Source organism: Bradyrhizobium sp. NAS80.1, from assembly GCF_001908205.1.
Classification (GTDB): domain Bacteria; phylum Pseudomonadota; class Alphaproteobacteria; order Rhizobiales; family Xanthobacteraceae; genus Bradyrhizobium.
In genome coordinates this window covers 1-23784 of the sequence record NZ_LGHL01000001.1, presented here as the reverse complement: position 1 = coordinate 23784, position 23784 = coordinate 1, and the positions used below count along the sequence as shown (strand labels likewise).

28 protein-coding genes and 2 pseudogenes are annotated in these 23784 nt (G+C 63.6%); 12 read left to right on the top strand and 18 right to left on the bottom strand.

Translation table 11 applies throughout. The features are described 5' to 3' along the window. Positions 1-195: 195 nt before the first annotated feature. The 3 genes from AC629_RS00140 to AC629_RS00135 all read right to left on the bottom strand — a co-directional run bounded on the left by AC629_RS00140 (position 196) and on the right by AC629_RS00135 (position 1830). The gene (locus AC629_RS00140; protein ID WP_084802775.1) at positions 196-900 is read right to left on the bottom strand and encodes a GrlR family regulatory protein; all 705 of its coding nucleotides are present in this window, start codon (positions 898-900) and stop codon (positions 196-198) included. Between the two features lie 251 nt (positions 901-1151). Beyond that, positions 1152-1301: a hypothetical protein gene (locus AC629_RS44710; protein ID WP_007591825.1), complete on the bottom strand. Its 150-nt coding sequence runs from the start codon at positions 1299-1301 to the stop codon at positions 1152-1154. Positions 1302-1359: 58 nt separating this feature from the next. Continuing rightward, complete coding sequence (locus AC629_RS00135; RefSeq protein ID WP_084802771.1) at positions 1360-1830, bottom strand: hypothetical protein; 471 nt, start codon at positions 1828-1830, stop codon at positions 1360-1362. A gap of 114 nt (positions 1831-1944) precedes the next feature. Here AC629_RS00135 and AC629_RS00130 point away from each other — a divergent pair, with 114 nt between their 5' ends. Continuing rightward, positions 1945-2403, top strand: a complete 459-nt coding sequence (locus AC629_RS00130; protein WP_084802770.1) for a hypothetical protein — start codon at positions 1945-1947, stop codon at positions 2401-2403. Positions 2404-2580: 177 nt separating this feature from the next. Here the strand turns inward: AC629_RS00130 and AC629_RS00125 are convergent, their stop codons facing one another. From AC629_RS00125 to AC629_RS00115, 3 genes are all read right to left on the bottom strand, one after another. After that, positions 2581-3264 (bottom strand): substrate-binding domain-containing protein, encoded by a 684-nt coding sequence (locus AC629_RS00125; RefSeq protein WP_084802769.1) that lies wholly within the window; start codon positions 3262-3264, stop codon positions 2581-2583. A gap of 21 nt (positions 3265-3285) precedes the next feature. Continuing rightward, positions 3286-3987 (bottom strand): GrlR family regulatory protein, encoded by a 702-nt coding sequence (locus AC629_RS00120; protein WP_084802768.1) that lies wholly within the window; start codon positions 3985-3987, stop codon positions 3286-3288. Positions 3988-4185: 198 nt separating this feature from the next. After that, entirely contained in the window at positions 4186-5220 is a 1035-nt protein-coding gene (locus AC629_RS00115; RefSeq protein ID WP_084802767.1) for a glutamine synthetase beta-grasp domain-containing protein, read from the bottom strand. A 528-nt stretch (positions 5221-5748) separates the two neighbouring features. On the opposite strand from AC629_RS00115, the pseudogene AC629_RS00110 reads away from it, so the two are divergent. Beyond that, positions 5749-5953, top strand: a pseudogene (locus tag AC629_RS00110) (DUF2735 domain-containing protein). A gap of 113 nt (positions 5954-6066) precedes the next feature. Here the strand turns inward: AC629_RS00110 and AC629_RS00105 are convergent. Continuing rightward, positions 6067-6378: an MliC family protein gene (locus tag AC629_RS00105; protein WP_084802766.1), complete on the bottom strand. Its 312-nt coding sequence runs from the start codon at positions 6376-6378 to the stop codon at positions 6067-6069. 71 nt (positions 6379-6449) lie between these two features. On the opposite strand from AC629_RS00105, the gene AC629_RS00100 reads away from it, so the two are divergent. After that, positions 6450-7193: a tyrosine-protein phosphatase gene (locus AC629_RS00100; protein ID WP_084802765.1), complete on the top strand. Its 744-nt coding sequence runs from the start codon at positions 6450-6452 to the stop codon at positions 7191-7193. Between the two features lie 19 nt (positions 7194-7212). Here AC629_RS00100 and AC629_RS00095 read toward each other — a convergent pair whose 3' ends face one another. Further along, complete coding sequence (locus AC629_RS00095) at positions 7213-7932, bottom strand: SGNH/GDSL hydrolase family protein (protein WP_084802764.1); 720 nt, start codon at positions 7930-7932, stop codon at positions 7213-7215. A 122-nt stretch (positions 7933-8054) separates the two neighbouring features. Here AC629_RS00095 and AC629_RS00090 point away from each other — a divergent pair, with 122 nt between their 5' ends. The 3 genes from AC629_RS00090 (at position 8055) to AC629_RS00080 (ending at position 9929) form a co-directional block, all read left to right on the top strand. After that, positions 8055-8735, top strand: a complete 681-nt coding sequence (locus AC629_RS00090; RefSeq protein ID WP_084802774.1) for an SDR family oxidoreductase — start codon at positions 8055-8057, stop codon at positions 8733-8735. A 97-nt stretch (positions 8736-8832) separates the two neighbouring features. Next, positions 8833-9519: a DUF2161 domain-containing phosphodiesterase gene (locus tag AC629_RS00085; protein ID WP_084802763.1), complete on the top strand. Its 687-nt coding sequence runs from the start codon at positions 8833-8835 to the stop codon at positions 9517-9519. A gap of 104 nt (positions 9520-9623) precedes the next feature. Continuing rightward, complete coding sequence (locus AC629_RS00080; RefSeq protein ID WP_084802762.1) at positions 9624-9929, top strand: hypothetical protein; 306 nt, start codon at positions 9624-9626, stop codon at positions 9927-9929. A 79-nt stretch (positions 9930-10008) separates the two neighbouring features. Here AC629_RS00080 and AC629_RS00075 read toward each other — a convergent pair whose 3' ends face one another. Then, positions 10009-10614 carry a GNAT family N-acetyltransferase gene (locus AC629_RS00075; protein ID WP_084802761.1) on the bottom strand — a complete coding sequence of 202 codons (606 nt, stop codon included), beginning with the start codon at positions 10612-10614 and terminating at the stop codon, positions 10009-10011. A gap of 150 nt (positions 10615-10764) precedes the next feature. Continuing rightward, positions 10765-11166 carry a PaaI family thioesterase gene (locus tag AC629_RS00070; protein ID WP_084802760.1) on the bottom strand — a complete coding sequence of 134 codons (402 nt, stop codon included), beginning with the start codon at positions 11164-11166 and terminating at the stop codon, positions 10765-10767. A 119-nt stretch (positions 11167-11285) separates the two neighbouring features. Here AC629_RS00070 and AC629_RS00065 point away from each other — a divergent pair, with 119 nt between their 5' ends. Continuing rightward, positions 11286-12074: a cobalamin-binding protein gene (locus AC629_RS00065; RefSeq protein ID WP_084802759.1), complete on the top strand. Its 789-nt coding sequence runs from the start codon at positions 11286-11288 to the stop codon at positions 12072-12074. Positions 12075-12175: 101 nt separating this feature from the next. Here the strand turns inward: AC629_RS00065 and kynU are convergent, their stop codons facing one another. The 5 genes from kynU to AC629_RS00040 form a co-directional block, all read right to left on the bottom strand. Continuing rightward, positions 12176-13378 (bottom strand): kynureninase, encoded by a 1203-nt coding sequence (kynU, locus tag AC629_RS00060; RefSeq protein ID WP_084802773.1) that lies wholly within the window; start codon positions 13376-13378, stop codon positions 12176-12178. An 8-nt stretch (positions 13379-13386) separates the two neighbouring features. Then, positions 13387-14226 (bottom strand): tryptophan 2,3-dioxygenase, encoded by an 840-nt coding sequence (gene kynA / locus AC629_RS00055; protein ID WP_084802758.1) that lies wholly within the window; start codon positions 14224-14226, stop codon positions 13387-13389. Between the two features lie 37 nt (positions 14227-14263). Beyond that, positions 14264-15073, bottom strand: a complete 810-nt coding sequence (locus tag AC629_RS00050) for a hormone-sensitive lipase (protein WP_084802757.1) — start codon at positions 15071-15073, stop codon at positions 14264-14266. A gap of 355 nt (positions 15074-15428) precedes the next feature. After that, complete coding sequence (locus tag AC629_RS00045) at positions 15429-16706, bottom strand: ArgE/DapE family deacylase (RefSeq protein ID WP_084802756.1); 1278 nt, start codon at positions 16704-16706, stop codon at positions 15429-15431. Positions 16707-16761: 55 nt separating this feature from the next. Then, positions 16762-17487 (bottom strand): pyridoxamine 5'-phosphate oxidase family protein, encoded by a 726-nt coding sequence (locus tag AC629_RS00040; protein WP_084802755.1) that lies wholly within the window; start codon positions 17485-17487, stop codon positions 16762-16764. A gap of 75 nt (positions 17488-17562) precedes the next feature. On the opposite strand from AC629_RS00040, the gene pdxR reads away from it, so the two are divergent. Next, complete coding sequence (gene pdxR, locus AC629_RS00035; RefSeq protein WP_084802754.1) at positions 17563-19032, top strand: MocR-like pyridoxine biosynthesis transcription factor PdxR; 1470 nt, start codon at positions 17563-17565, stop codon at positions 19030-19032. Between the two features lie 67 nt (positions 19033-19099). Continuing rightward, positions 19100-19345, top strand: a complete 246-nt coding sequence (locus tag AC629_RS00030) for a DUF6719 family protein (protein ID WP_084802753.1) — start codon at positions 19100-19102, stop codon at positions 19343-19345. On the opposite strand, the gene AC629_RS00025 is transcribed toward AC629_RS00030, so the two are convergent. The 3 genes from AC629_RS00025 to AC629_RS00015 all read right to left on the bottom strand — a co-directional run bounded on the left by AC629_RS00025 (position 19346) and on the right by AC629_RS00015 (position 20935). Further along, positions 19346-19711 (bottom strand): hypothetical protein, encoded by a 366-nt coding sequence (locus AC629_RS00025; RefSeq protein WP_084802752.1) that lies wholly within the window; start codon positions 19709-19711, stop codon positions 19346-19348. Between the two features lie 34 nt (positions 19712-19745). Further along, a complete protein-coding gene (locus AC629_RS46420; RefSeq protein ID WP_168195357.1) occupies positions 19746-19910 on the bottom strand; it encodes a hypothetical protein in 165 nt (54 codons plus the stop codon). A gap of 476 nt (positions 19911-20386) precedes the next feature. After that, positions 20387-20935, bottom strand: a complete 549-nt coding sequence (locus AC629_RS00015; protein WP_084802751.1) for a CreA family protein — start codon at positions 20933-20935, stop codon at positions 20387-20389. A gap of 210 nt (positions 20936-21145) precedes the next feature. Here AC629_RS00015 and AC629_RS00010 point away from each other — a divergent pair, with 210 nt between their 5' ends. The 3 genes and pseudogenes from AC629_RS00010 to AC629_RS48125 form a co-directional block, all read left to right on the top strand. After that, a complete protein-coding gene (locus AC629_RS00010) occupies positions 21146-22867 on the top strand; it encodes a L,D-transpeptidase (protein ID WP_084802750.1) in 1722 nt (573 codons plus the stop codon). A gap of 92 nt (positions 22868-22959) precedes the next feature. After that, the gene (locus tag AC629_RS00005) at positions 22960-23529 is read left to right on the top strand and encodes a glutathione peroxidase (RefSeq protein ID WP_084802749.1); all 570 of its coding nucleotides are present in this window, start codon (positions 22960-22962) and stop codon (positions 23527-23529) included. Between the two features lie 143 nt (positions 23530-23672). Then, positions 23673-23784, top strand: a pseudogene (locus AC629_RS48125) (polysaccharide deacetylase family protein); the annotation flags it as partial.

The window sequence follows — 23784 nt, the reverse complement described above, 5'->3', positions numbered from 1 at the left end:
GAAGTTATTCGTCCAAGGCGGTTCTAGCGCTTAAGCTAGCACGTGGCTTCAACTTAGACGACGAACTGAAGAATGTAATTCTAGCCGTGTCTCGATCATTCGCGTTTTTACACGTCACTTGCTGACATCGCGGAAACTCCGCGTGAGGCCTGCTTCACCCTGGCAAACGGACATCCAAATTTATGAGCACACGCCCTATGCCCGCCGCATCAGCTTGAGCGAGGCCGCAAGGCGCAGGCTGCGCTTGCCGGCGAGCGCGATGCCTTCGAGTTCGCCACCATCGGCCGTGCAGGTCCCGGAGAAGCCGATCCCGACCTCGCAGCCGCCGAAGACCGGGTTTTCGCTCTTCGAAGGGGTATGCTCCTGGTTGAGAATCTCCCCCTTCCAGCGGCCATCCTCCGAGGAATAGGATCCGAGGTAGTAGAAAGACGCATCGCCGCCGAGGATGCGGCCGTCCATCAGCAGCATCACGCCGGAGAGCCCGGCATCTACGCCATCGAGCACGCGCAGATTGATCCCATAGAGCCCATTCGCGATCCCACCCGGCCCGATCGTCCCACACGGGGGTAGCCCCTCGTCGTCGAGCGGCGCGAGGTTTGCCCAGAACACGCTATCGGGCATCGCATCCGCCTTGCCCTCGAGCAGGATCGTCGATCCCTCCGTCCTGCCACGCACCTTGATCGCAGCGACGTCGGTGCCCATCAGCGGCCTGTAATTGGGATCGTCATTGTGGCGCTCGGTGATGACATCGCCTTCGATCACGCCGTCCCTGACGTCGTAGGTCCCGAGATGCGCGAAGGCCGAATTGCCGCCCAGCATCTTGCCGTCCTGCAAGCACATGATGCTGCGGCCGAAGGCGCCGTTGATGCCGTATTCAACCTTGTAGAGTCCGTCCAGCAACGTCATAGACCCGCAAAATATAAAAGAATCGCGGGCTACCTAGCACTGCCGTCGCATCGAGGCCATCCGGCTTTTCCGCGCAGGGGCCGTTGGCGGAGCCTTCCGTGCCATGGTGCCATCATGCCCCTGTTTTGCCCGACGTGTCAATCGATTTCGCCTAATCCGCAGTCAACCTTTCCAGTCCCCCGGCTACTTTGCATGGGGTTGTTTTCGAGTTTTTTGTTGTGCTGACCCGGACGGCATTCATCACGCTAGTGACGTTTGAAATACTGCACCTCGCGCTCGTGCTTCTCGGCCGCCGCGCGGCTCCTGAAAGTGCCGAGGTTGCGGCGCTTGCCGGTCTTGGGATTCACCTTGCGTGAGTAGAGGCGATATTCGCCGGATGCGAGTTTGCGGATCATGATTGCGCCTCCTCCTCGTGCGTTCGGATTCAACCCGCTTTGCACGAGGTCCGTTCCGTCAGGGCTTGCCGGCCGGGGCGAACTGTTGATTGGCGAAAGGCTGCTGATCGGTGGGAACCTTCATGACAACGAAGCTGCGGCCCATCGAGCGGTGGCAGGCATTGCAGCCCTCGGTCAGCTCGCCCAGCGCTTTTGTGAATTTGCGGCCGTCCTTCGCATTGATCGCGTCCGTCATCGATTGCAGCGACGGCTCCAGCGTCATGACGTTGCTGGCGGGAATGCCGGCATAGAGCACGGCGGCCTCGACCAGACTTGCCTTGAGCTGGCTCAGCTCGTAGGCGGCCAGCTCCCAGTTCTGCGCCTTGCCGGCCAGCCAGAGCTTCTGGTGGCGCGTCTGCGCGGCGCTCATGGCGTCGCCGAGGCGAGGCACGTACTGGTCTGCCGACGGCGATTTGAGGTCCTGCGCCGCTGCCACAGCGCTCACGGCGCCCACGCTGGCCAGCGCCAGCATCCACTCGCGAAGCTTCATCACCCGTCTCCATTCCTGTGAAAGCCCAATGTAGACCGACGCGACGCCCGGCGGCCTTGCGCTCGATCAAGGCCGGCCTCGAACCATCAGGCACAAGCGCGCGACAAAGCGGGCATGGATCAGATGCAATTGCCAGCCGAGGGGCAGATCGCAGTCATCGTCGCAAGCGCAGCGAAACAGCCGCTGCTCGATGCCGCCTTCGAGCTGTGGTGCCGTCGCTACCGGCTGGACTCGATCGAGGGCCGCCCGACCGACGAAGAGGTCCGCGTCTATCGCACACTCACGCCGGAGCAGATGCGCGCGAAATATCGCTGGGATCGCGACCGTGCCCATGAAGGGCCGATGTTCGGCTATCTCAAGCGCGCACATCCGCATGCTGACGATGCCGCGATCAGGCACGCCATCATCGTCGCCGTCAAATTCGAGGATGCCACCTTCGAGCACTTCAACTGGAACGGCGATTTCTGGGACTGCGTCGTGCGCGCCGTCGCCAGGGCGGCCGCGCAATATCCGGACTTTCTCGATACGACCTATCGCGACGCCCGCAAAAACGTCGCCTATTACTACAAGTGAGCTGAGGGGCGCTTCATCACATCACTGTCAACCGGAGCGTTCGATCGGCCGCTACCCGGTTGCACAGGACGAGATCGGCCGATTGGGCCTGTGCAGCTATGGGCGCAGAAAACGCGAAATGGATGCCAACGAGACAAGTCCGCATGGACGCCACGTTGCGACCCCGCCCCGGCAGATTCAAGGCTCCAGCCCCGATTGCCGCAGTACGGGTACGACCTCGGGCGATGCCAGATAATGCAGCAGCCGGTCCGCGGCGTCGGCATGTTTCGCGTTCGCCATGCGGCCGGCGGAGAACACGGCCGGTGTCTGCAGATCGTGCGGGATCGGTCCGACCACCTCGATGCCCTTGACCTGCTTCAGCTCGCTTATCTGCTGCACGGCGAGATCAGCCTCGCCGCTGACGAGCCTTTCCGCTGTAAAACCCTGCTCGACGATGGTGGCCTTGGCGTTGATCTCGGCTGCGATGCCCATCCGCACGATCAACTGGGCGAAGTAAACCCCGCTCGCGCCGAGCCGTGAATAGGCGACGGACCGCGCCGCGAGCAGCGTCCTGCGCAGCGCGGCTTCGGTCGCGATATCGGGATGCGCCTGCCCTGCCCGCACGGCCATGCCGACGAAGGAGCGCGCCAGATCGGCCGCACTGCCGGCGACCACGCGGCCCTCACCGATCGCCTCGTCGAGCCCCTCGCGCGTGAGGATCACGAGATCGGCAGCCTCGCCGTGGCGCAGCCGCTTGAGCAGCGCCAGCGTCGGCGCGAAGTCGGCATCGATGCGAACACCTGTCGCCGCCTCGTACGCGGAGGACAGGCTGCGCATCGCCCCCATCAGGCCGAGCGTCGAGAGCATGCGAACGTTTTCCATGTGCAATCCCAGGGGTAACGATCAGGCGCGGTGCATCAACTTGAGCGCGGCGGTGAGGCGCAGGCTTCGCTTGCCGGCGAGCGCGGTCGCGTCCAGCACCGCCTGCTCCGCATCATAGCTGCCGGAGAAGCCGATGCCGACCTCGTGGCCGCCGAAGATCGGATCATCCTTTGCCGGCGTGTGCTCCTGATTGAGAATCTGGCCCTTCCAGCGCCCGTTCGCGGCCACGTAGCTGCCAAGATAGTAGAACGAGGCATCGCCGCCGAGGATGCGACCCTGGTTGAGCAGCATCACGCCAGTGAGCCCACCGTCGACGCCGTCAAGCAAGCGCAGATGCACCGAATAGAGCCCGTCGACGATCCCGGCCTCGCCCACGACGCCGGCGATTGGCACCTCGTCTTCCGTGATCGGCGTCATCACCGACTGGAAGGGAACGCCGGGCAGCTCCTTGAGTTCGCCCTTGAATCGATAGAGATCGCCATCCGCCCAGCCCTTCGCGATCAACGTCGCATCGTCGGTGCCGGCCATGGCGCGATAGTTCGGATCGGGGTTGTGGCGAACGGTCTTGATCACGATGTCGATGCCGCTTTCGGTCTTCTCGTAGCTGCCGATATGAGCAAACGCCGAATTGCCGCCGAGCATCTTGCCGTTGCCAGCATGCATCACGCCCCGGCCGATCACGTCGCCGAGCTGAAATCTCACCTTGTAAAAGCCTTCAAACACCAGCCGTGCCCCCGGCCCCGCGCGCATCCCAAGGACACACTATCCCGGTTTTCGGCACCCGTGGACAGATTTCAAGGCGGCATGGCCGACAGACCGCAATGATGGTCGTCATCAGAATGCAAAAAATCCGCCGGAGCCATTAGCTCCGGCGGATTGAAGGCCAACCCGGGTCTGCCCCGAGCCCGGGCCGGGAGGATCTTAGGCCGCGGCCTTCTTGTCAGCCGGCACGGATGCGATCGTCTTCAGGATCTGCGAAGCGATCTGGTATGGGTCGCCCTGCGAGTTCGGACGACGGTCTTCCAGATAGCCCTTGTAGCCGTTGTTGACGAAGGAGTGCGGAACGCGGATCGACGCGCCACGATCGGCAACGCCGTAGCTGAACTTGTTCCACGGCGCGGTCTCGTGCTTGCCGGTCAGACGCTTGTCATTGTCCGGGCCGTAGACGGCGATGTGGTCCATCAGGTTCTTGTCGAAGGCAGCCATCAGCGCCTCGAAGTACTCCTTGCCGCCAACCGTACGCATGTACTCGGTCGAGAAGTTGGCGTGCATGCCGGAGCCGTTCCAGTCGGTGTCGCCGAGCGGCTTGCAGTGGAATTCGATGTCGATGCCGTACTTCTCAGTCAGGCGCAGCATCAGGTAGCGGGCCATCCACATCTGGTCGGCAGCGGTCTTGGAGCCTTTGCCGAAGATCTGGAATTCCCACTGGCCCTTCGCGACTTCCGCGTTGATGCCTTCATGGTTGATGCCGGCCGCGAGGCAGAGGTCGAGATGCTCTTCGACGATTTGGCGGGCGACGTCGCCGACGTTCGAGTAGCCGACGCCGGTGTAGTACGGACCCTGCGGGGCCGGATAACCGGACGACGGGAAGCCAAGCGGACGGCCGTCCTTGTAGAAGAAATACTCCTGCTCGAAGCCGAACCAGGCGCCGGCGTCATCGAGGACGGTGGCGCGCTTGTTGGAGGCATGCGGGGTCTTGCCGTCGGGCATCATGACTTCGCACATCACGAGCACGCCGTTGGTGCGCGCCGCGTCCGGGAAGACAGCGACCGGCTTCAGCACGCAATCGGAGCTGTGGCCTTCGGCCTGCTGGGTGGAGGAGCCATCGAAGCCCCAGAGCGGAAGCTGCTCGAGCGTCGGGAACGACGCGAATTCCTTGATCTGGGTTTTGCCCCGCAAATTCGGAGTTGGCGTATATCCGTCGAGCCAGATGTACTCGAGCTTGTACTTGGTCATTGAGCCTCTCTGTAGATGATGCGAAAGGTGGGAACCGGGAGTTCCCGCATTTTTGTACCCGGCCACCATCGGCCGACCCTCTACAAGCATTTTGCGTGCCAAAGGACGGAACTGCTGACCTTTATCCACCGGCGCCGGTCCGGCTGATGACTCCGCCCGTGGCCCACAAAACGATGCGTCATAGCAGCGCACCTTTCCGTGAAGCTGCACCGCAAAAATCTCGCGGAAAACGCACGGTTCTGATGCAGCTCCTCGCTGCGGCGCCGCAATCGATGAAAAGCGCAGCACTGCCTCGCAACTTTTGCAAAGCCGCCGTCCTGCCGCTCGCAACCTTTGCAGTGGCCTAGGCGTTGCTCATGCCTTGGGGGAAGCAAAACACCATCCGCACAAGAAATAGGCAGAGAGTGATCTCCTTTTGAGCACTTTGCATTTCCGGACGCGCGGCCAATATGGGGATTCCAGTAACCACAATCGAACGAGTCGAGCGCACCATGGAGGCCAAGGCGCTTCGACCAAGGAGAAATCGCAATGATGAACAATGGTCTGAGTCGGGGATCTGCAAAGATCTACCAATTCCCCGTCGGGGGCCGCGCAGCTCTCGGGGGGGCGCCGCCTTGGCGAATCCCGCCTTCCCGCCGATGATGTTTCGCTTCCGCCGAACGTCTCGATCTGCAGCGAAAGCTGGTATCACCAGGAGGCGATCGACGAAGCCAAGCCGAAATGGGATCGCTGATGCCTGTGGCTGGTTTGATATCGCCGCGCTCGCACAAGCATCCGGCGGTGGTTTGAAAACGGTCGAAACAACGAGGTTTCGGCCCTTTTGGATTCTTGCGGGAAAGACGCCGTTCAGATCACCGCGCAGGCCGTCACCGGCCGTTTCAGATGCTTGACCGTGGTGGCTCCTGTCCTGCTGATCTTCAGCGTGATCCCCGCCCCCGAATAGCGTGCGCCCGAGACCGTCAACCGCCTGGCGAGCGTGATAGGTTCGCCGTCGATCTGGAGGAAGGCGCGGTTGTCGTAGTCATAAAACCCAACGATGAACTGAGTACCATCGGCGCAGCGATAGGTCCGGAACGTCTGCGCATCGGCGTGCCGTGTCCCGGAAATTCCGCCCGCCAGCATGGTGATCGTCAAAAGAATGGCCTTGTGCCGGCCCATGATCGCCCCCTGTAATAGACCTCAAGGACGCCCGTCGCGCGCCCAATCGAAACATAACCCAAGCTGATCTCATGTCAGATTCCCCTGCCCGTCACCTCGCCCTGCAAGGCGCCAGCAATTTTCGCGACCTCGGTGGCTATCCGACCGCTGATGGCCGCACCACGCGCTGGCGGCACATCTTTCGCTCCAACCATCTCGGCCAGCTCACGGCCGATGACGTCAAGATCGTCCACGCGCTGGGCGTGCGAAGCGCATTCGATTTTCGCGGCGTCGAGGAGCGCGCGGGCGGCCTCTGCGTCGTGGACGACATCACGGTGCATTCGCTGCCGATCGAGCCGACGGTCGTGGCCGCGCTGCGCGCCGAGCTCGTCGCGGGTAACCTGACCGCGCCGGTCGCGCTCGAGATCATGCGCGAATCCTATCGCAACTATGTCCGCTACAACACGCATAGCTTTCGCATGCTGTTCGGCCATCTCCTGGAAGACCCCGCGCCGCTCGTGATCCACTGCACCGCCGGCAAGGATCGCACCGGCTTTGCCAGCGCGCTGATCCTGCATGCACTCGGCGTGGCCGAGGAGGTCATTGCGGAGGATTATCTGCTGACCAACCAGTTTTACCGGCGCGATGCGACGGCTGCCATCGACTTACCCGACGACGTGCGCAATGCGATCGGCTCTGTCGAGGCCTCCTACCTCGCAGCCGCCTTCGAAGCCGTCGGCCGCGAATATGGCGATCTCGAAACCTATTTGCGCGACGGCCTCAAGCTCGGCGCGTCCGAGCGCACCGCGCTGAAGGAGCGCTATCTGCAAGCATAAGCGAGCGGCCGCAGCCGTTTCAAGCGGTGAGCCCCGTGGCCTTGATGATGGCGCTCTTGAGGGCCAGCGATATCTGCTGGGTGCTCCAGTCGCTCTGGTGCAGCTTGTCGGGATCGCTTACGTCGATCAATTGCTCGAACGGTACATTGTCCTGCACGTGCCAATGCCGCATCAGCGCCCAGCGCTGAAACAAATTGACCTCGATCTCATTGGCGGCATCGCGGATCAGCCGGACCATCTTGTCCGCGAGCTCCGCGCGATCATCCCAAAGCATCTTCGTCACATACTGCGGATCAATCACCAGGACCTCGAAGCCGCGAGCGCGCAATTGCGCCAGGCCCTTCCTGATGTTCCCGGCAACGACGTCCACGTCGTAGATGTCGTTGTGAAAGACCGCGTTCGTCCCAACCTGCCAGATGACCAGCGCCGGATCATCATGGAAGATATCCGCTTCGAAGCGTCCGGGCTCTTCGTTTGCCTCTTCTCCGCCCTTGCCCCGGTTGAGCACGTCAATCCGGATGTCCGGCCGATGGACAACGTCCTTGAAGTATTGTCGCAGATACATCTCGAGCCGATAGGGATACGGGACAACATCGCCTCGTCCCGCCGTTGACGACGACCCCATAGCGACGATGCGCACCGGGCCCTTTCCGTCCAAGGCTTGCCGGAGCCGCATCAGCGGGTATTTCAGGTCGACGATCGCAGCGGGAAACTCGATGGTCGGCAAATTGTCGGACATGAAACAACCTCCTCCACGATCTAAAGTTGCACCTATAGCCCAGCCTTGAAGCTGCCGCCATTGCAAGTCCAATTCGCCGCGCGCAATAGTCGGCGCGAATGATGAGACCGATGGAGGGTATCGTGCAGGGAAAAGTCATTGTCGTGACCGGCGCGCTCGGCGCGCTTGGCAAGGTGGTCGCCGAGACCGCGCTGTCACGCGGGGGGCGCGTTGCCGGCATCGATCACGCGCCCTCGCAGATTTCCGCGACCGCCGACCACATCGAGATCGGCACCGTCGATCTCTCGGACCCGGCGCAGGCGAAGACGGCGATCGAGGCGACGGCGAAACATTTCGGCCGGCTCGACGCGCTGATCAACATTGCCGGGGGCTTCGCCTTCGAGACGGTGGGCGATGGTGACATCAAGACGTGGCAGCGCATGCATGCGCTGAATGTGCTCACCGCGCTCAACGCCTCGCGCGCGGCCCTGCCGCACCTCGCCGCGTCCAAAGCCGGCCGTATCGTCAACATCGGCGCCATGGGCGCACTCCAGGCAGGAGGCGGCATGGGGCCCTACGCGGCGTCGAAGGCGGGCGTGCATCGCCTCACCGAAGCGCTGGCGAACGAGTGGAAAGGCAAGGTCACGGTCAACGCGGTGCTGCCCTCGATCATCGACACCAAGGCCAACCGCACGGACATGCCGAAAGCGGACTTCTCCAAATGGGTCACGCCGCAGGAACTCGCCGAGGTGATCCTGTTCCTCGTCAGCGACGCGGCGAGCGGTATCACCGGCGCGCTGATCCCCGTGGGTGGGCGGGTGTAATCGAATTCCGATCGGATCGGCCGGGCGCCGGCTCTGATTCAATCGGAGCCGGGAAGGCTCTAGACTGCCCGCAACTGATTCTCCCATCGGACATGCTGTGGAAACCGAGCTTTACCTGCCCGTCAAACGCTTCCTCGAAGAGCTCGGCTTCACCGTCAAGGGCGAGATCGGCGGCTGCGATCTCGTCGGCCTCGGCGCCGGCGATCCGCCGGTGGTGGTAATCGGCGAGCTCAAGCTCGCCTTCAATCTCGAGCTGATCCTCCAGGCGGTCGATCGCGCTCCGGCGGGCGACGAAGTCTGGATCGCCGCAAAGATGTCTGCCCGTGGCAAGGGGCGCGAGAGCGATGCACGGTATCGCAATCTCTGCCGCCGGCTCGGCTTTGGTATGCTCGGGGTCACCGACCGCGGCCAGGTCGAGGTGCTGGTGAAGCCGCCGACGGCCGCCCCGCGCCGCGAGCCGAAGGTACGCTCGCGCCTCGTTGCCGAGCATCAGCGCCGCCAGGGCGATCCCGTGCTCGGCGGCAGCACGCGTGCACCAATCATGACGGCCTATCGGCAGCAGGCGCTGGCCTGCGCATCGGCGCTTGCCGAAGGCCCACGCCGCGTGCGCGAGCTGCGCGAACGCTGCCCCGACGCCGGCAAGATCTTGCTTAACAATGTGTATGGCTGGTTCGAACGCGCCGACCGGGGAATCTACGGGCTGACTGAGGCCGGCCGTGCAGCGTTGAAACGCTGGCCGCAGCAACGGGTTGAGGTCGATGCAGGTGTCTCGCCACCGGTCTGACGCCTGACCGATGCATCACGTGAATAGCTGAGATGCCACACCGATTTCATATTGCAATGCAACATCTGCGGCACTAGGTATCCCGGCATCGAAACGAGGCCGTTATGAGCGCAGACTGGAATACCAAATATGGCACGCGGCGCGTGCGCCACGATCCGCCGACCCTGGATGAGGCGATCTTCGCCGCCGTTGGCATCACCGACGATCAGGGGCAGCAGGCCGAGATCGCCGCCGCGTTGATGGGTATGCCGCTCGATGTTGTCCAGGCCGAGGTGAAAAAGCAGGCCCGCACCAACAGTCGCATCACTGCCACGCGCGTGATCGCCGGCGAACAGGGCGCACAGCGCTCTGTGGTGGTCGAACGGCGCGTCGTCCGCCGCTTCGGCAACGACAAGCGCACCGGCACCTGAGCGCTTAATTCCCTGCCCCAAAATAAAGAAGCGGACCGGCCTTGCCGGTCCGCTTTTTGATTCCAGTCCGCTGTTTAAGTCAGGCGGCGCGATTGCCGTACATGCTCGAGATCAGCTTCCAGCAGGTCGAGTTGAAGTTGAGCAGGGCGCGGCCCGCCGTGAACGGCGAGGCGGCGAGATCGGCGAGCTCGGCTTCGGGCGTTTTGGCGAGGTCGATCGTACCGGTCGACTCGCCATGGCGGAAAGCCAGATGCGCGCCGAACTTCTTGGCGAGCGCCCGCATCGCGTGATTCTCGGCGCCCGTGGTGACGCGCAGGCGCTTGTAGCCCTTCCAGCGCGCTTCCGCGATCAGGCGGCTGAACAGCACGGTGCCGACGTTCTGGCGGCGCGCCGAGGCTTCCACGCTGAAGGCGACCTCGGGCAGCGAATCGCCCTCCGGCGGATGCAGCTCGGCCGCGCCGCGGACCACGCCGTCGACGATGTAGGCGACGATCACAGTACCGTCCTCGGCGCAGCGGGCGGCGTAACGCTCGATGAAGTTGTCGTCGAGAAAACCGTTGAAACGATCGTGCCGGCTTTCGGCATCAAGCCTCAGCAGGTGATCGCGCAGGAGCGGCAATTCCTCCTGCTGGATCAAGGTCCGCACATAGCCCGGGGCGGTGCGGACGGTCTCTTTAAGTGCCACGTCAAAACTCCTCTTGGTGTCCCTCGAGGAGGCGTTCGAATCCCTAGGCTTCCTATATTGTGCATCGCAGCAAACTTTTCAAGGCGGAACCCTGCCCAAGTTAGAGGCTTCGGAAGCGACTAATTCGTTAACAAAATCAAGGCCCGGTAATTAAACGAGCACCAGCTGGGTCTGGGTGACCACGGCGACCAGCTTGCCGTCCTCGGTTTCCAGCCGGGTCGTCCAGACCTGGGTACGTCGGCCCCGATGGACGGGGGTGGCGGTGGCAATGACGGTGGTTCCCTCCTTGGCTCCGCCAATGAAGTTGGTCTTGCTCTCGAGCGTGGTCGTGCCCTTGGCATCCTCCGGCAGGTTGATCACGGTCGCGGCGGCCCCAACGGAATCGGCGAGCGCCATTAGCGCCCCGCCATGGACGGTGTGGTTAAGCGTGCAGAGATCGGGCCGGACTGTCATCCGCGCCACGACTCGGTCCTTCTCGGCCTCGACGAATTCGACGCCTTTGAGTTCGGCGAACGGCATCTTCATCGCTTTAAGTTTCTCGAGCGGCGTCATCGCATCTCCTCCCAATTCCTTGTTCTCTCAGAGTGAATCGCTTCGCGCGGCAAAGCAATGACGTCCGAGGTAATGGCCGTGCTGACATCGGCGCTCCCATTTGCGCATATGCTTGTCCCATGCGCCACTTCCCACCCCGCCGCATCATCTGCCTGACCGAAGAGACGGTCGAAACGCTCTATTTGCTCGGTGAGCAGGATCGCATCGTCGGCGTGTCCGGATACGCCGTGCGGCCGCCCCAGGTGCGGCGCGAGAAGCCCCGAGTGTCGGCCTTCGTTTCGGCGGACATACCGAAGATCACGGCATTGGAACCGGACCTCGTGCTGGCCTTCTCCGATCTCCAGGCCGCCATCGCCTCCGATCTGGTGCGGGCCGGCATCGACGTCCACGTCTTCAACCAGCGCGATGTCGCCGGGATTTTGGCGATGGTCCGCACGCTCGGCGCGCTGGTCGGCGCAGCATCGCGCGCGGAGGAACTCGCCCTAGGCTTCGAACGGCGCCTCGCCGTGATCGCGGCAACACCCCGCCCCTCACCGCGGCCAAAGGTCTATTTCGAGGAATGGGACGATCCGCTGATCTCGGGCATCGGCTGGGTGTCAGAGCTGATCGAGATTGCCGGCGGTGAGGATGTCTTTCCGGATTTGCGCTATCGGCAGGCCGCAAAGGACCGCATCGTCTCGCCCGAAGCGGTGCGCGCGGCTAGACCCGACATCATCCTCGCTTCCTGGTGCGGCAAGAAGGTCGTGCCCGCCCGCATCAAGCAGCGCGACGGCTGGAACGAGATTCCAGCCGTACGTGACAACCGCATCGTCGAGATCAAGTCGCCGATCATCCTGCAGCCGGGCCCCGCGGCACTGACGGACGGGATCGACGCGATCGTGACAGCGTTGTGGGGCGAGCGCTCCTAATCCCTCTCGCGTCATTGCGAGCCAAGCGAAGCTCTGCGGAGAGATCCTGGATTGCTTCGTCGCAAGGGCTCCTCGCAATGACGTTCGGGCGGACGTCTTTCTTACGTCACCGCGTTCACCACCTGATATTCCGGCCGGCGCCACACTTCGTCTGAAATCACCTCCTCGATGATCTCCGCCGCCCGCATGACTTCACCCTCGCCGATATACAACGGCGTGATCCCGAATCTCATGATATCAGGCGCGCGGAAATCGCCGATGACGCCGCGGGCGATCAGGGCCTGCATGGCGGCGTAGCCGCCGTCGAAGGTGAAGGAGACTTGCGATCCGCGGCGCTCGTGCGCGCGTGGCGTGACGAGCTTGAGCTGTGGGCAGCGACGCTCGACCTCAGCGATCAGGAGATCGCCGAGCGCCAGCGAGCGGGCGCGAATCTCGCGGATGTCGACCCGATCCCAGATGTCGAGCGAGGCCTCCAGTGCCGCCATCGCCAGCACCGGCGGCGTGCCGACGCGCATGCGCTCGATGCCGCCGGCGGCAACATAGGCAAGCTCGAACGCGAACGGCTTTGCGTGGCCCATCCACCCCGACAGCGCGGCGCGCACACTGTCGGCATGGCCCGGTGCGACGTAAAGGAAGGCCGGCGCGCCGGGGCCGGCATTGATGTATTTGTAGGTGCAACCGGCGGCGAAATCGGCACCGCTGCCGGCAAGATCAACCGGCAGTGCGCCGGCCGAATGCGCGAGATCCCAGACCGTGACGATGCCGAGCGCATGCGCCTTTACCGTCAGCTTCGCCATGTCGTGACGGCGGCCCGTGCGGTAGTCGACCTCAGTGACGTAGAGCACCGCGATCTCCTCCGACAACGCGGTCTCGATTTCCTCCGGCGCCACAAGGCGCAATTGATGGCCGCGCCCGAGCGTGGCGATCAAGCCCTCGGCCATGTAGAGATCGGTCGGAAAATTGCCGGTGTCCGAAAGTACGATCTTGCGCGACGGGTTCATGTCGAGCGCGGCGGCAAGTGCCTGATAGACTTTGAGCGATAGCGTGTCTCCGACCATAACGGAGCCGACTTCCGCGCCGATCAGTCGCGCGATGCGATCGCCGACGTGGCGTGGCTGGGCATACCATCCCGCAGTATTCCAGGCGCGGATCAGTTCATTGCCCCACTCGGCCGTGATAACGCGATTGACGCGCTCGGCAACGCCAAGCGGCAGCGCACCGAGCGAATTGCCGTCGAGATAGATCACGCCGTCGGGCAGATGAAACAGTGCCCTGGTGTCGTCATAGACGCGAAGCTTGGTCATGGACATCTCTACAATATCGTGCGCACGCGCCAGAGCTCGGGAAACAGCTCGACCTCCAGCATGCGCTTGAGATAGCTCACGCCGCCGGTGCCGCCGGTGCCACGCTTGAAGCCGATGACGCGCTCAACCGTCGTCACATGGTTGAAGCGCCAGCGCCGGAAATAATCCTCGAAGTCGACCAGTTTCTCGGCGAGCTCGTAGAGCATCCAGTGCGTGTCCGGGGCCTCGTAGACGATACGCCAGGCCTGCAGCACGCCCTCGTTGAAGCTGTGCGTCTCGCGGACGTCGCGCGAGAGCACCGCGGCCGGCATCTTGAGCCCGCTGCGGTCGGCGAGCCGCAGCACTTCATCATAGAGGCTGGGCGTGGCAAGCTCGGCTTCGAGCAGCTTTGTTGTTTCCACATCGTGTGCGTGCGGCTTGAGCATGGCGTGATTGCGGTTGCCGAGCAGATATTCGATCAGCCGGTATTGCCGTGACTGGAATCCTGAGGACTGGCCGAGTTGCGAGCGGAAGCGCGTGTATTCGCTCGGCGTCATGGTGCGCAGCACGTCCCAGGCGTTGTTGAGTTGCTCGAAGATGCGCGAGACCCGCGCCAGCATCTTCATTGCGGGCGCAACCTCGTTCCGGGCGATGGCGCGGCGTGCAGCGCTGAGCTCGTGGATGGCAAGGCGCATCCACAGCTCGGTGGTCTGATGCTGGATGATGAACAGCATCTCGTCATGCGCTTCCGACAGCGGATGCTGCGCGCCGAGGATCGCATCCAGGGCCAGATAGTCGCCGTAGGACATGCGCCGCGCGAAATCGGTCTCGGCGCCTTCGCTTGCAGGATCGTAACCGCTGGACGTCATGATAGACCCTCCCGATCGATCATCCCTCAGATCCTCGTCAGTCGAGGCCAATCAGGCGCGCAGTGATCGGCGACGACGGATCCTTCAGGGCGTCGATCACGGTAAAATGGTTGAGCCCGGGATCGACGACCAGACGTGTCTGCACGTCAAAGCCGCTCCAGACATTGGCCATCAGGTCGGATTGCCGGATGAATTCGGGTCGCTCGCCGCCGCCGACCCAGGCGGTGACCGGTGAGGTGCCACGCGGCAGATGCAGCGCAGCACTCTCGAGCGTCGCCTCTTCCATCGTCATCCGCAGCGTCTCGTTCATCTTCGTCTTCAGGAGTGGACGCAGATCGTGCAGACCGCTGATCGAAAGCGTGCCGGCGATGCGGTTATAGACGGCGGGTTCGAGCCGGCTGTCGTCGCAGAGCATGCGCGTGACCAGATGGCCGCCGGCGGAATGGCCGGCGAGCCGGATCGGCCCTGCGACGAGCGAAGCCGCCCTGGCGATCGCGGCGGTGATCTCGGCGGTGATGTCGGAGATGCGCGCGGCAGGCGCCAGCGTGTAGCTCGGCAGCGCCACCGTCCAGCCGTGGTGCCGCGCGCCTTCGGCGAGATCGGTCCACGTGGACTTATCGAAGCGCATCCAGTAGCCGCCGTGCACGAACACGATGAGGCCCTTGCTCTCACCATCGGGGAGGATCAGGTCGAAGCGCTGGCGCTCACTGGCCCCATAGGCGATGTCGGCGCGGAAATCCTTCAGCCCGGCGCGGTAAGCCGCCGCCCTCTCCGCCCATTGCGCCGGCATCTTGTCGGAGCCCGGGATATGGGCCGTATTGGCATAAGCATCATCCCAATCGCGCATCGTGACTCCCAAGGACTCAGGCCCAGCGAACCCGCCGCCAGTCTGCCACCGGCGCGGCCGCCATCCTAGTCTTTATTTTAAGCTTAAAGCATTTGGTTGCGCCCGTGCTTCGAGCGGTACCGGCAAGATATCTCCCCCCACACCCTGAGGTGGCGCGTAGCGCCGTCTCGAAGGGCGAGGCCACCGGCTGGCCTTCATCCTTCGAGGACGCGCGTTCCGCGCTCCTCGGGATAAGGATCTGGCAGTTTGTCATTGCGAGGAGCGCAGCGACGAAGCAATCCAGACTGTCATCGCTGAAAGACTCTGGATTGCTTCGCTGCGCTCGCAATGACGGCGGAGAGAGCGGCGCTCGCGTCTACGCCTTCTCCACCCCGCACCAATCCGCGATGAACAACGCCATCGCCTTGGTCGTCTTCTTCAGCGAGTCCAGGTCAACGAATTCGTTGAATCCGTGGATCTCGCCGCCGCTTGCGCCAAAGCACAGGCTCGGGATGCCGTGGTTGAGGCCGTAGAAGCGGGTGTCGGTGAGCGCGGTGAAGACGAGGTCCTCGACCGCGCCGCCATAGACCTTATCGAAAGCCTTCGCGAAGGCGGCCTCAGGCGCCGCAGCGTCAGTCAGCTCATAGCCTTCCGACAGGAAGCCCGACCATTCGATCTCCGGCGGATTGTTGGCGAGGAATCGGTGATTGCGCGCCGCGGCGGCGACGCAGGCCACGATCTCCTTCTGGTGATCGGCGATCGACCAGCCCGGCAACACGGCAATGCGGCAGTCGACGTCGCACCAGGCCGGCACGCTGGACGCCCAGTCGCCACCCTTGATGATGCCGGGGTTGAAGTTGATCGGATGGTTGAGCGTCTTGAAGTGCCGATCGGCTTTCGCACGCTCGTTCCACTCGATCTCGAGCTTTTGTATCGCCTGGATCAAATGATAGGCCGCCATGATCGCATTGGCGCCAGAGCCGGCATGCGCGACGTGGACGGGATGCCCCTTCACACGCAGGCGAAACCAGATCACGCCGACCTGCGAGCGCACCATCTTGCCGCTGGTCGGCTCCGGAATGAAGCAGGCGTCCGCGCGGTAGCCGCGCTGGAGCGTCGAGAGGGCGCCGACACCGGTGCTCTCCTCCTCGATCACCGACTGGAAGTGAATCCGCGCCGTCGGCTGCAGGCCAGCCGCCTTGATCGCGTCCAGCGCATAGAGCGCGCCGATGGTGCCCGATTTCATGTCGCAGGCACCCCGGCCGAACATCATGCCGTCCTTGATGACGGGCGAGAATGGCGGCGTGTCCCACAATTCCAGCGGCCCGGCCGGCACCACGTCGCAATGGCCCTGCAGGATCAGCGATTTGCCGCCGTTGGTTTGCGGACGGTAGGTCCCCACCACCGAGCGCGCCTTCGAAAAATCGTGCTCGATCGGGCCGAAGCCGCGCAGATCTTTCAAGTCGTCGACATTGATGTGCCAGTCGTCGACCTCGTAGCCGCGCTCGCGCAGGAGGTCGCCGATCATGTCCTGGCACGGTCCCTCCGCCCCGCGGGTCGAGGGGATCGCTACGAAATCACTTGTGGTCGCAAGCTGGGCTTCGAAGCCGGCATCGACGGCGTCAAGAATCCTCTGCTGCGTCTCGGCATTCATCAGGCTACTCCAATCGGGCATTTCAGATTATCGATGGAGCGCAAGCTAGCCGATTTCAGCCCGTCGGGTACTGTGCAAAATAGGCATCCCGCAATGCATCTTCGAGCAACCGGCCTTCGAAATAGCCATTCAGCGTCGCAGGCCGCCTTACGCCGTCGAGCAGGCGCGGACACGGCTCCGGCGCGCCGAGCACGGTCCGCACTGGGATGCGCTCGGCATAGATCGGCAACTCGTAGTCCTCGTCGTCATCTGCGACACCCTTGGCGCGGACTTTGGCCGAGGCCTCCTCGATCTCCATCGCGATGAAAGAGGTCGCCTTGATCTCCTGCGTGTTGCTCTGGCGCAGGCTCGCGGTGCGGTCCGGGAAAAAGCGATCAACCATCGCGATCACCGCGCGCTCTTTCTCTTCGGGATCGGTGACGAGATAGGCGGTGCCGAACGCCATCACCGCGCGGTAGTCGGCGGAATGATTAAAGCCGCAGCGCGCCAGCACGAGGCTGTCGAGGTGGGCGACCGTGAGGCATACGCGCTCGCCCTTGGTCTGGTTGCGCAGCATGCGGCTGGCGCTCGAGCCGTGCCAGTAGAGCCTGGTCCCCTCGCGCCAGAAGAAGGTCGGCGTGCAATAGGGCTGGCCGTCGATCACATAGGAGACGTGGCAGAGCATCGAGGCGTCCAGGATGCGATGAACTGTGTCGTGATCGTAGAAGCCGCGGTCGTGGCGACGCTTCACCTGGTTGCGCGCTGACGTCGGATAGGAAGTGGGGTTCTCAGCTTGGCTCACGGCCGCTCCTGTCGGGATCGGTAGAATTCCAGACCAGTTGTAGCGGCTGATTTGGTCTGCGATAGTGCCAATTCCATGCGAAAAATTTCAACCAATTCTCCCTCGCCGGCCAAGGCCGAGCTGCCGCTCGACCTCACCGGGGAGCACATCACGCCGGGCGCGTCCGCGGCACACCGGCTGTATCAGGCGCTGTGCGAGATAATTGTCTCTGGCCTCGTCAACCCCGGCGAGCCGCTGCCGCCATCGCGGACGCTGGCCAGGCAGACGGGCTTTCGCCGCAACGCCGTGGTCACGGCCTATGAGCGCTTGATCGCCGACGGTTTCGCCGAGGCGACGGTCGGCTCCGGCACCTTCGTCGCCGCGCGCATCCCAGCGCGCGCGGCGGAGCCGAAGAAGCCCAAGGCCGTGGTCGAAGCACCCCGGCAAGGCGCGTTCTCGCTCGGCTGCACCCATATCGACGAGCGCGCGGTGCAGCGCTTCCGTGCCTTCGTCGGCCGCCGCATGCGCGCGTTCGGGTCCGCGCATCTGCATTATGGCGATCCTCGCGGAAGCCGCGAGTTGCGTGCGGCGATCGCCGATCATCTGTTATCGGCGCGGGGCCTGCGCTGCGACCCTGACCAGATCATGCTGACGTCAGGCACGCTGCACGCGCTGCGCATCGTGCTGAGTGCAATCCTTAGGCCCAACGATCAGGTCTGGTGCGAGGACCCCGGCTATCCCGCGGCCCGCAGGACGATCGCGCATTGCGGCTATCGCGCCGTGCCCGTTCCCGTCGACGAGCACGGAATGCGTGTCGCCAAGGGACGTACTGCGGCGCCTTCCGCGCGAGCGGCTTATGTGACGCCATCGCACCAGTTCCCGCTGGGCGTTCAGATGTCGATGCCGCGGCGGCTGGAGCTTCTGGATTGGGCCAAGCAGGCTGGCGCCTTCGTGCTGGAGGACGATTACGACAGCGAGTTCCGCTATGACGGTGCGCCGCTGATGTCGCTTGCCGGCATCGATCACCTGCGGCGCGTGATCTACATGGGCACGTTCGCCAAGACCCTGTTTCCCGGCCTGCGCATCGGCTACTGCGCCCTGCCCGAGCGCTTGATCTCGGACGTGACGGCGGCCCGAGCAGCGCTCGACCGCTTCCCCGGCACGCTAATGGAAGGCGCGGTGGCGGACATGCTTAACTCCGGTGCCTTTGCCGCCAACCTGAAGCGAGTGCGAAAGCTTTATCGCGAGGCGCGCGATGCGCTGGCCGAGACGCTGGAAGCTGCATCCGATGGCGTGCTGTCCGTGCCGGTGCCGTCGCAGGGCCTGCATCTTGTCGCCCGGTTCGATCCATCGGTTGACCTGTCGGTGGCAGCAGAGGCCAAGCAGGCGGCCGGCGCGGAAGGTTGGCTGCTCGCCGACACCTATTCGCGCGCGCGTCCGCTGCCAGGGTTCGTGCTGGGATTTTCGGGGCACGCGGTTCCACGACTCGTGGCGTCGGCAGAGCGGCTCGCACGGGAATCACGCGCCGCGTTGCGCGCGAGGAGCAAGCCGGCACGTCGAGCGTGACAAACGTTCACTATCAGAATCGCGAGCCCGTCCGTACATTGCGGCATCGATGCTGGAACCTTTCCCTATGCTTCTACGCCGTGCAACCTGCCTCTCGCTCCTAGTCTCCGCGGCACTCACCGCGACCGCGCATGCCGTCACTGTCGGACGCGAACAGGACATCACTGATCTCAAGCTGGGCCAGCGCGTGCAGGTGGATGACGGAACGTGCCCTGCTGGACAGGTCAAGGAAGTGCGCGGTTCGAAGATGACCGACAAAGGCGTGGCACGGACCAGCGCCTGCGTTCCGCGCTACGGTCCGAAGACGAAGTGACTACTGCTTCGCCGGATCGAACATGCACTGCAAGGTCGGCTTGGCGATCTTGGTGAAGGTCGGGCCGATCTCACCCTGCTTGGACGTCGGCACCCAGTCGGTCTCGATCGTCGGCACGCCAGTCTCGCTGATGCCGCGCAGCAGCGCCTCTCGCAAATCGCGGTCCTCGACGACAGCGGCGGCATGGTCATGCAGGCAGCCGCAAACTTCCTCGGGATGTTCCCAGCGACCGAGCATGCGCGGCGCGCACTGACGCACGAACTCGCTGCGTGGATCGGGCAGCCTGGAAGGCGCGCGCACCTGCGCCTGCACGGAACTGATGGTCAGAAGGGAAATGAACGCTGCGGCGCAGAGACGAAGGAACATGATGGCCTTTGCCTGCTGATTTTCTTGTTAGCTATCAAAGGCGCGCGGCGACCACGATCGGCTGCGGCGCCGTGGGCGTGACAGGCGAGCCGCTGTACTGGAACGTACCGATACCGGGAAGATTGCCGTCCGGCGAACCTGCGAACGCGGAACCGGCGAGCACAAAGCCGAAAGCAAGGATGAAGCTGAGTGCGCGCATGGGCTTGTCTCCGAATTCCGTGTCCGGCGGTGCGCCGTCGTCGGTATGACGCTGATAGCCACGGGCGGTTTCGCGCGTGATGCGCCAAAACGGGAAAATGGTTTCGTCGTCATGAGAATTGTTTCGTCGCTCCTGGGGCGACGAAACATTCGGCGGAAAAACCCAATCATTTCAGACGCGTCACGCCGCAGCTCAAAGCGGTTTGGCAAGCCTGTTCCGGCCCGGAAGCGCGTCGCGCGCGGGGCGCCATCACGTTCGCGCCTCGCAGGCTTCACATGCATTTTACGTGCTGGCGGGACATCGCACAGCGACGCGCGGCGCAGACCAATGGACGGACTGCGGAGACCAACGACCCAGCACCACTGCGCCCGGCGCTATGGTGCTGCAGTCGAGCTGCGGCCACGAGGCCGCGCCGCAGATGTTCGTGCGGCTGACCGGCTCGCATCAGGCAAAAAAGCGCGCCAGCCGCGCTGTCGTCACTGAGTGAAGAACTCGCTGCACTTCTGGACGCTTGCGTCGGCCGGTCCCCACGGCATGATCGGCACCGTCGAGGTCGAGTTCTTCGGCGAGCCCTCGATCAGCTTGTCCGAATAGACCATGTAGACGAGCACGTTGCGCTTGGCGTCACAGCCGCGCACGATCTGCATCTTTTTGAAGAACAGTGAGCGGCGGTGGCGGAACATGTCGTCGCCCTGCTCCATCTTGTTCTTGAACTTGATCGGACCAATCTGGCGGCAGGCGAGAGAGATGTCCGAGACCTGCTCGGCAAGGCCGAGCCAGCCCTTGAAGCCGCCCTTCTCAGGCACCGTGAAATGACAGGCGACGCCCTCGACCTCGGGATCGTCCAGCCCGTAGGTCGCGAGCTTGTCGTTTGGGCTCATCCATTTGAACACGGTCGAGCGGCGGAAGATCAGATCCGGTTCGTCGGCAGCGGATGCGAAGGTCGCCGGCACAGCCAGCAGCAACAGGAATAAAGCGAGGTCTTTCAAGCGGATGCCGGAAAGACCGAGGAAACGAGATGACATGAAGTTCTCCGGTGACAAGTTCCCGCAATGTAGGGATCCGACCGCCGGCCAGGAAGATGACCGGCCGCGGGGGCGCGGCCGCCGTTTACCGCTCCGTGAGGCTTTTTTGCTACGTCGTGGACAAAGTTAGCTGATCACCGAACCGCCACGTTGGTGAACGAGTATCCCCTCTGTGAGACTAACGTCTGATTTGGACTGTGGATTCAAGGAATGAATAGCGTGAACGGGTCCCGTTTTGCCGCCGCGCCTGCACGGCTGTGGCAGGTCGCCATTTTGACGGCGGCCAGTGCGATCGGCACCACCAGCCGGGCAGAAGCAGCGTTTTATTATTGGACGGATTATTCGGACGGGTCCTATTACGCACGGCAGGAACGGCTTCCCGAAATCCCGCGCCAGAAGCCGCAGAAGCACCGCGCAGCCGGCAAGAAAGCGGTCGTCGTCGAAAAGGAAGCTGGTACCAAGCCGCAAGGACCGCTCGTCATCGTCGTCTCGATCGAGCGGCAGAGGGTCACGATCTACGACGCCAACGGCGTGTTCGCGGAGTCTCCGGTGTCGACCGGCATGAAGGGGCATTCGACGCCGATGGGTGTGTTCAACGTCATCCAGAAGCACAAATTCCACCACTCCAACATCTATAGCGGCGCGCCGATGCCGTACATGCAGCGGATCACCTGGTCCGGCATCGCCATGCATGCCGGCGTGTTGCCGGGTTATCCCGCTTCACATGGCTGCATCCGCATGCCGACGGCATTCGCTGTGAAGATGTGGAACTGGACCAAGATGGGCGCGCGCGTGATCGTCACGCCGGGCCAGATGTCGCCGCAAAGCTTCTCGCATCCCCTGCTCGCCTCCGTGCGCGTGCCGCCGCAGCCCGCCGCCAGCCTCGCGCCGCAGACCAATGTCGGCGACAAGGGCGCGGCGGAAACCACGGTCACCGAAGCCAAGACGGCTGAGATCAAGACGGCTGAGGTCAAGCCTGCCGACGTCAAGACAACTGAGGTCAAGCCGGGCGAAACGAAGACCGCCAGCGTGGACAGCGCCCTCGAACTGCGCGCGTCGGTCGGCCACAGCGTGATGTCGGACATGACGACGGGCAATGCGCCGGCCCGCGAGGAAGCGGCTGCGCCGGCCGACAAGGTTGAAGCGCTTGCCAAGTCCGAGACGAAGACCGCCGAGGCCTCCGACGCGGCCAAGCCACAGTCGGGAGAAGCCGCCAAGCCGGCGAACGTTGAAGTGAAGCCCGCTGATATCGCGGAAGCGCCCAAGGCCGCGACGACCGATGGCAAGGTTGAGGCTGCCAGGATCGAGCCAGCCAAATCCGAAGCAACCAGGATCGAGGCAGCCAAGGCGGAAGCCGCCGACGCGGCGAAGAAGTCTGACGCGGCTCTCACGGCTACAGCGCCCGCACCGGACGCGAAGAAGGACGAGACCCACGTCGCCGATCCCGCGCCGGCCGCAAAGCCGGAAGCGCCCAAGCGAGCCGGCCAGATCGCCGTCTTCATCAGCCGCAAGGACTCCAAGCTCTACGTGCGGCAGAATTTCGCGCCGCTGTTCGAGGTGCCCGTCACGATCGCTGCAAGCGAGCGGCCGCTCGGCACGCATGTCTTCACCGCCGAAGTCGACAAGACCGACACCAATGCGCTGCACTGGTCGGTGGTGTCGCTGCCGGTCTCGGTCCGCGCCGCCGCGCGCGGGGATGATGGCCGCATGACGCGCCGTCAGCGTGGTGTCGCCGTGATCCCCGTCGCCGCGAAGCCCGTGGTTACGCCGGACAGCCCGGCCGAGGCGCTCGACCGTATCTCGATCCCGTCCGATACCATGGCGAAGATCAACGAGATGCTGACCAGCGGCAGCTCGATCATCGTCTCGGACCAGGGCATCAACCAGGGCGAGACCGGCGAAGGCACCGACTTCATCGTCCGCCTGCACTAGTGCGCTTCGCGGCGTCCGATAACGCGGTGTTGACGAGGCCGATCGCGAAGGCGGAGTAGCATTCGTCCCGAATCATTTCGGGGGATGCCGTCATGATGAACCGCAGGACTATGCTCATCGGGGCGCTTGCAGGCACGCTCGTGCCGGCCACGCGCACGCTTGCCGATGGCGGCATGAGCCGGATCTCGGCCTACGCCTTTTCCTTCCCGGCATTGTCCGGCGACGACATCCGCCTTGCCGCTTTCACAGGCCGGCCATTGCTGATCGTCAACACCGCCTCGCTCTGCGGCTACACTCCGCAATATGCCGGCTTGCAGGAGATCTGGAGCGAATTTCGCGAGCGCGGGCTGACCGTGATTGGCGTGCCCTCCAATGATTTCGGCGGACAGGAACCCGGCGGCACCAGCGAAATCACGGAGACCGCGCACCACCAATACGGCGTTACCTTCCCGATTGCGGCCAAGACCACGGTGGTCGGTGCGAAGGCGCATCCGTTCTACAAATGGGCAGCAGACGCACGCCCCCGAGAAGTTCCGCGCTGGAACTTCCACAAATACCTGATCGGCCGCGACGGCTATATCGCAGAGGTCTTCGCCTCAGCCGTCGAACCGACCGACACACGGATCAAAATGGGGGTCGCCAAGGCACTGGCCGATAGTTGACGCGACGCGCCCAACACGGTTGGGCACAATTGTGGCGGGGCGCCAAACAGCCGTTGCAATGACGAGGGCCCACCATCTAGGCTAGGATCATCAAGGGGCAGGATGGTTTTGCCGGAGGCGAAAAGCCACGGGGGAACAACGGGATCAATCTCGAGGACAACACCATGCGTGTGGCTGCAGGACTGATTTTGGCAAGCGCGATGTCTCTGGCGATGACCGGCGCCGCATGGTCGCAGACCCCGGCCGCGAAGCCCG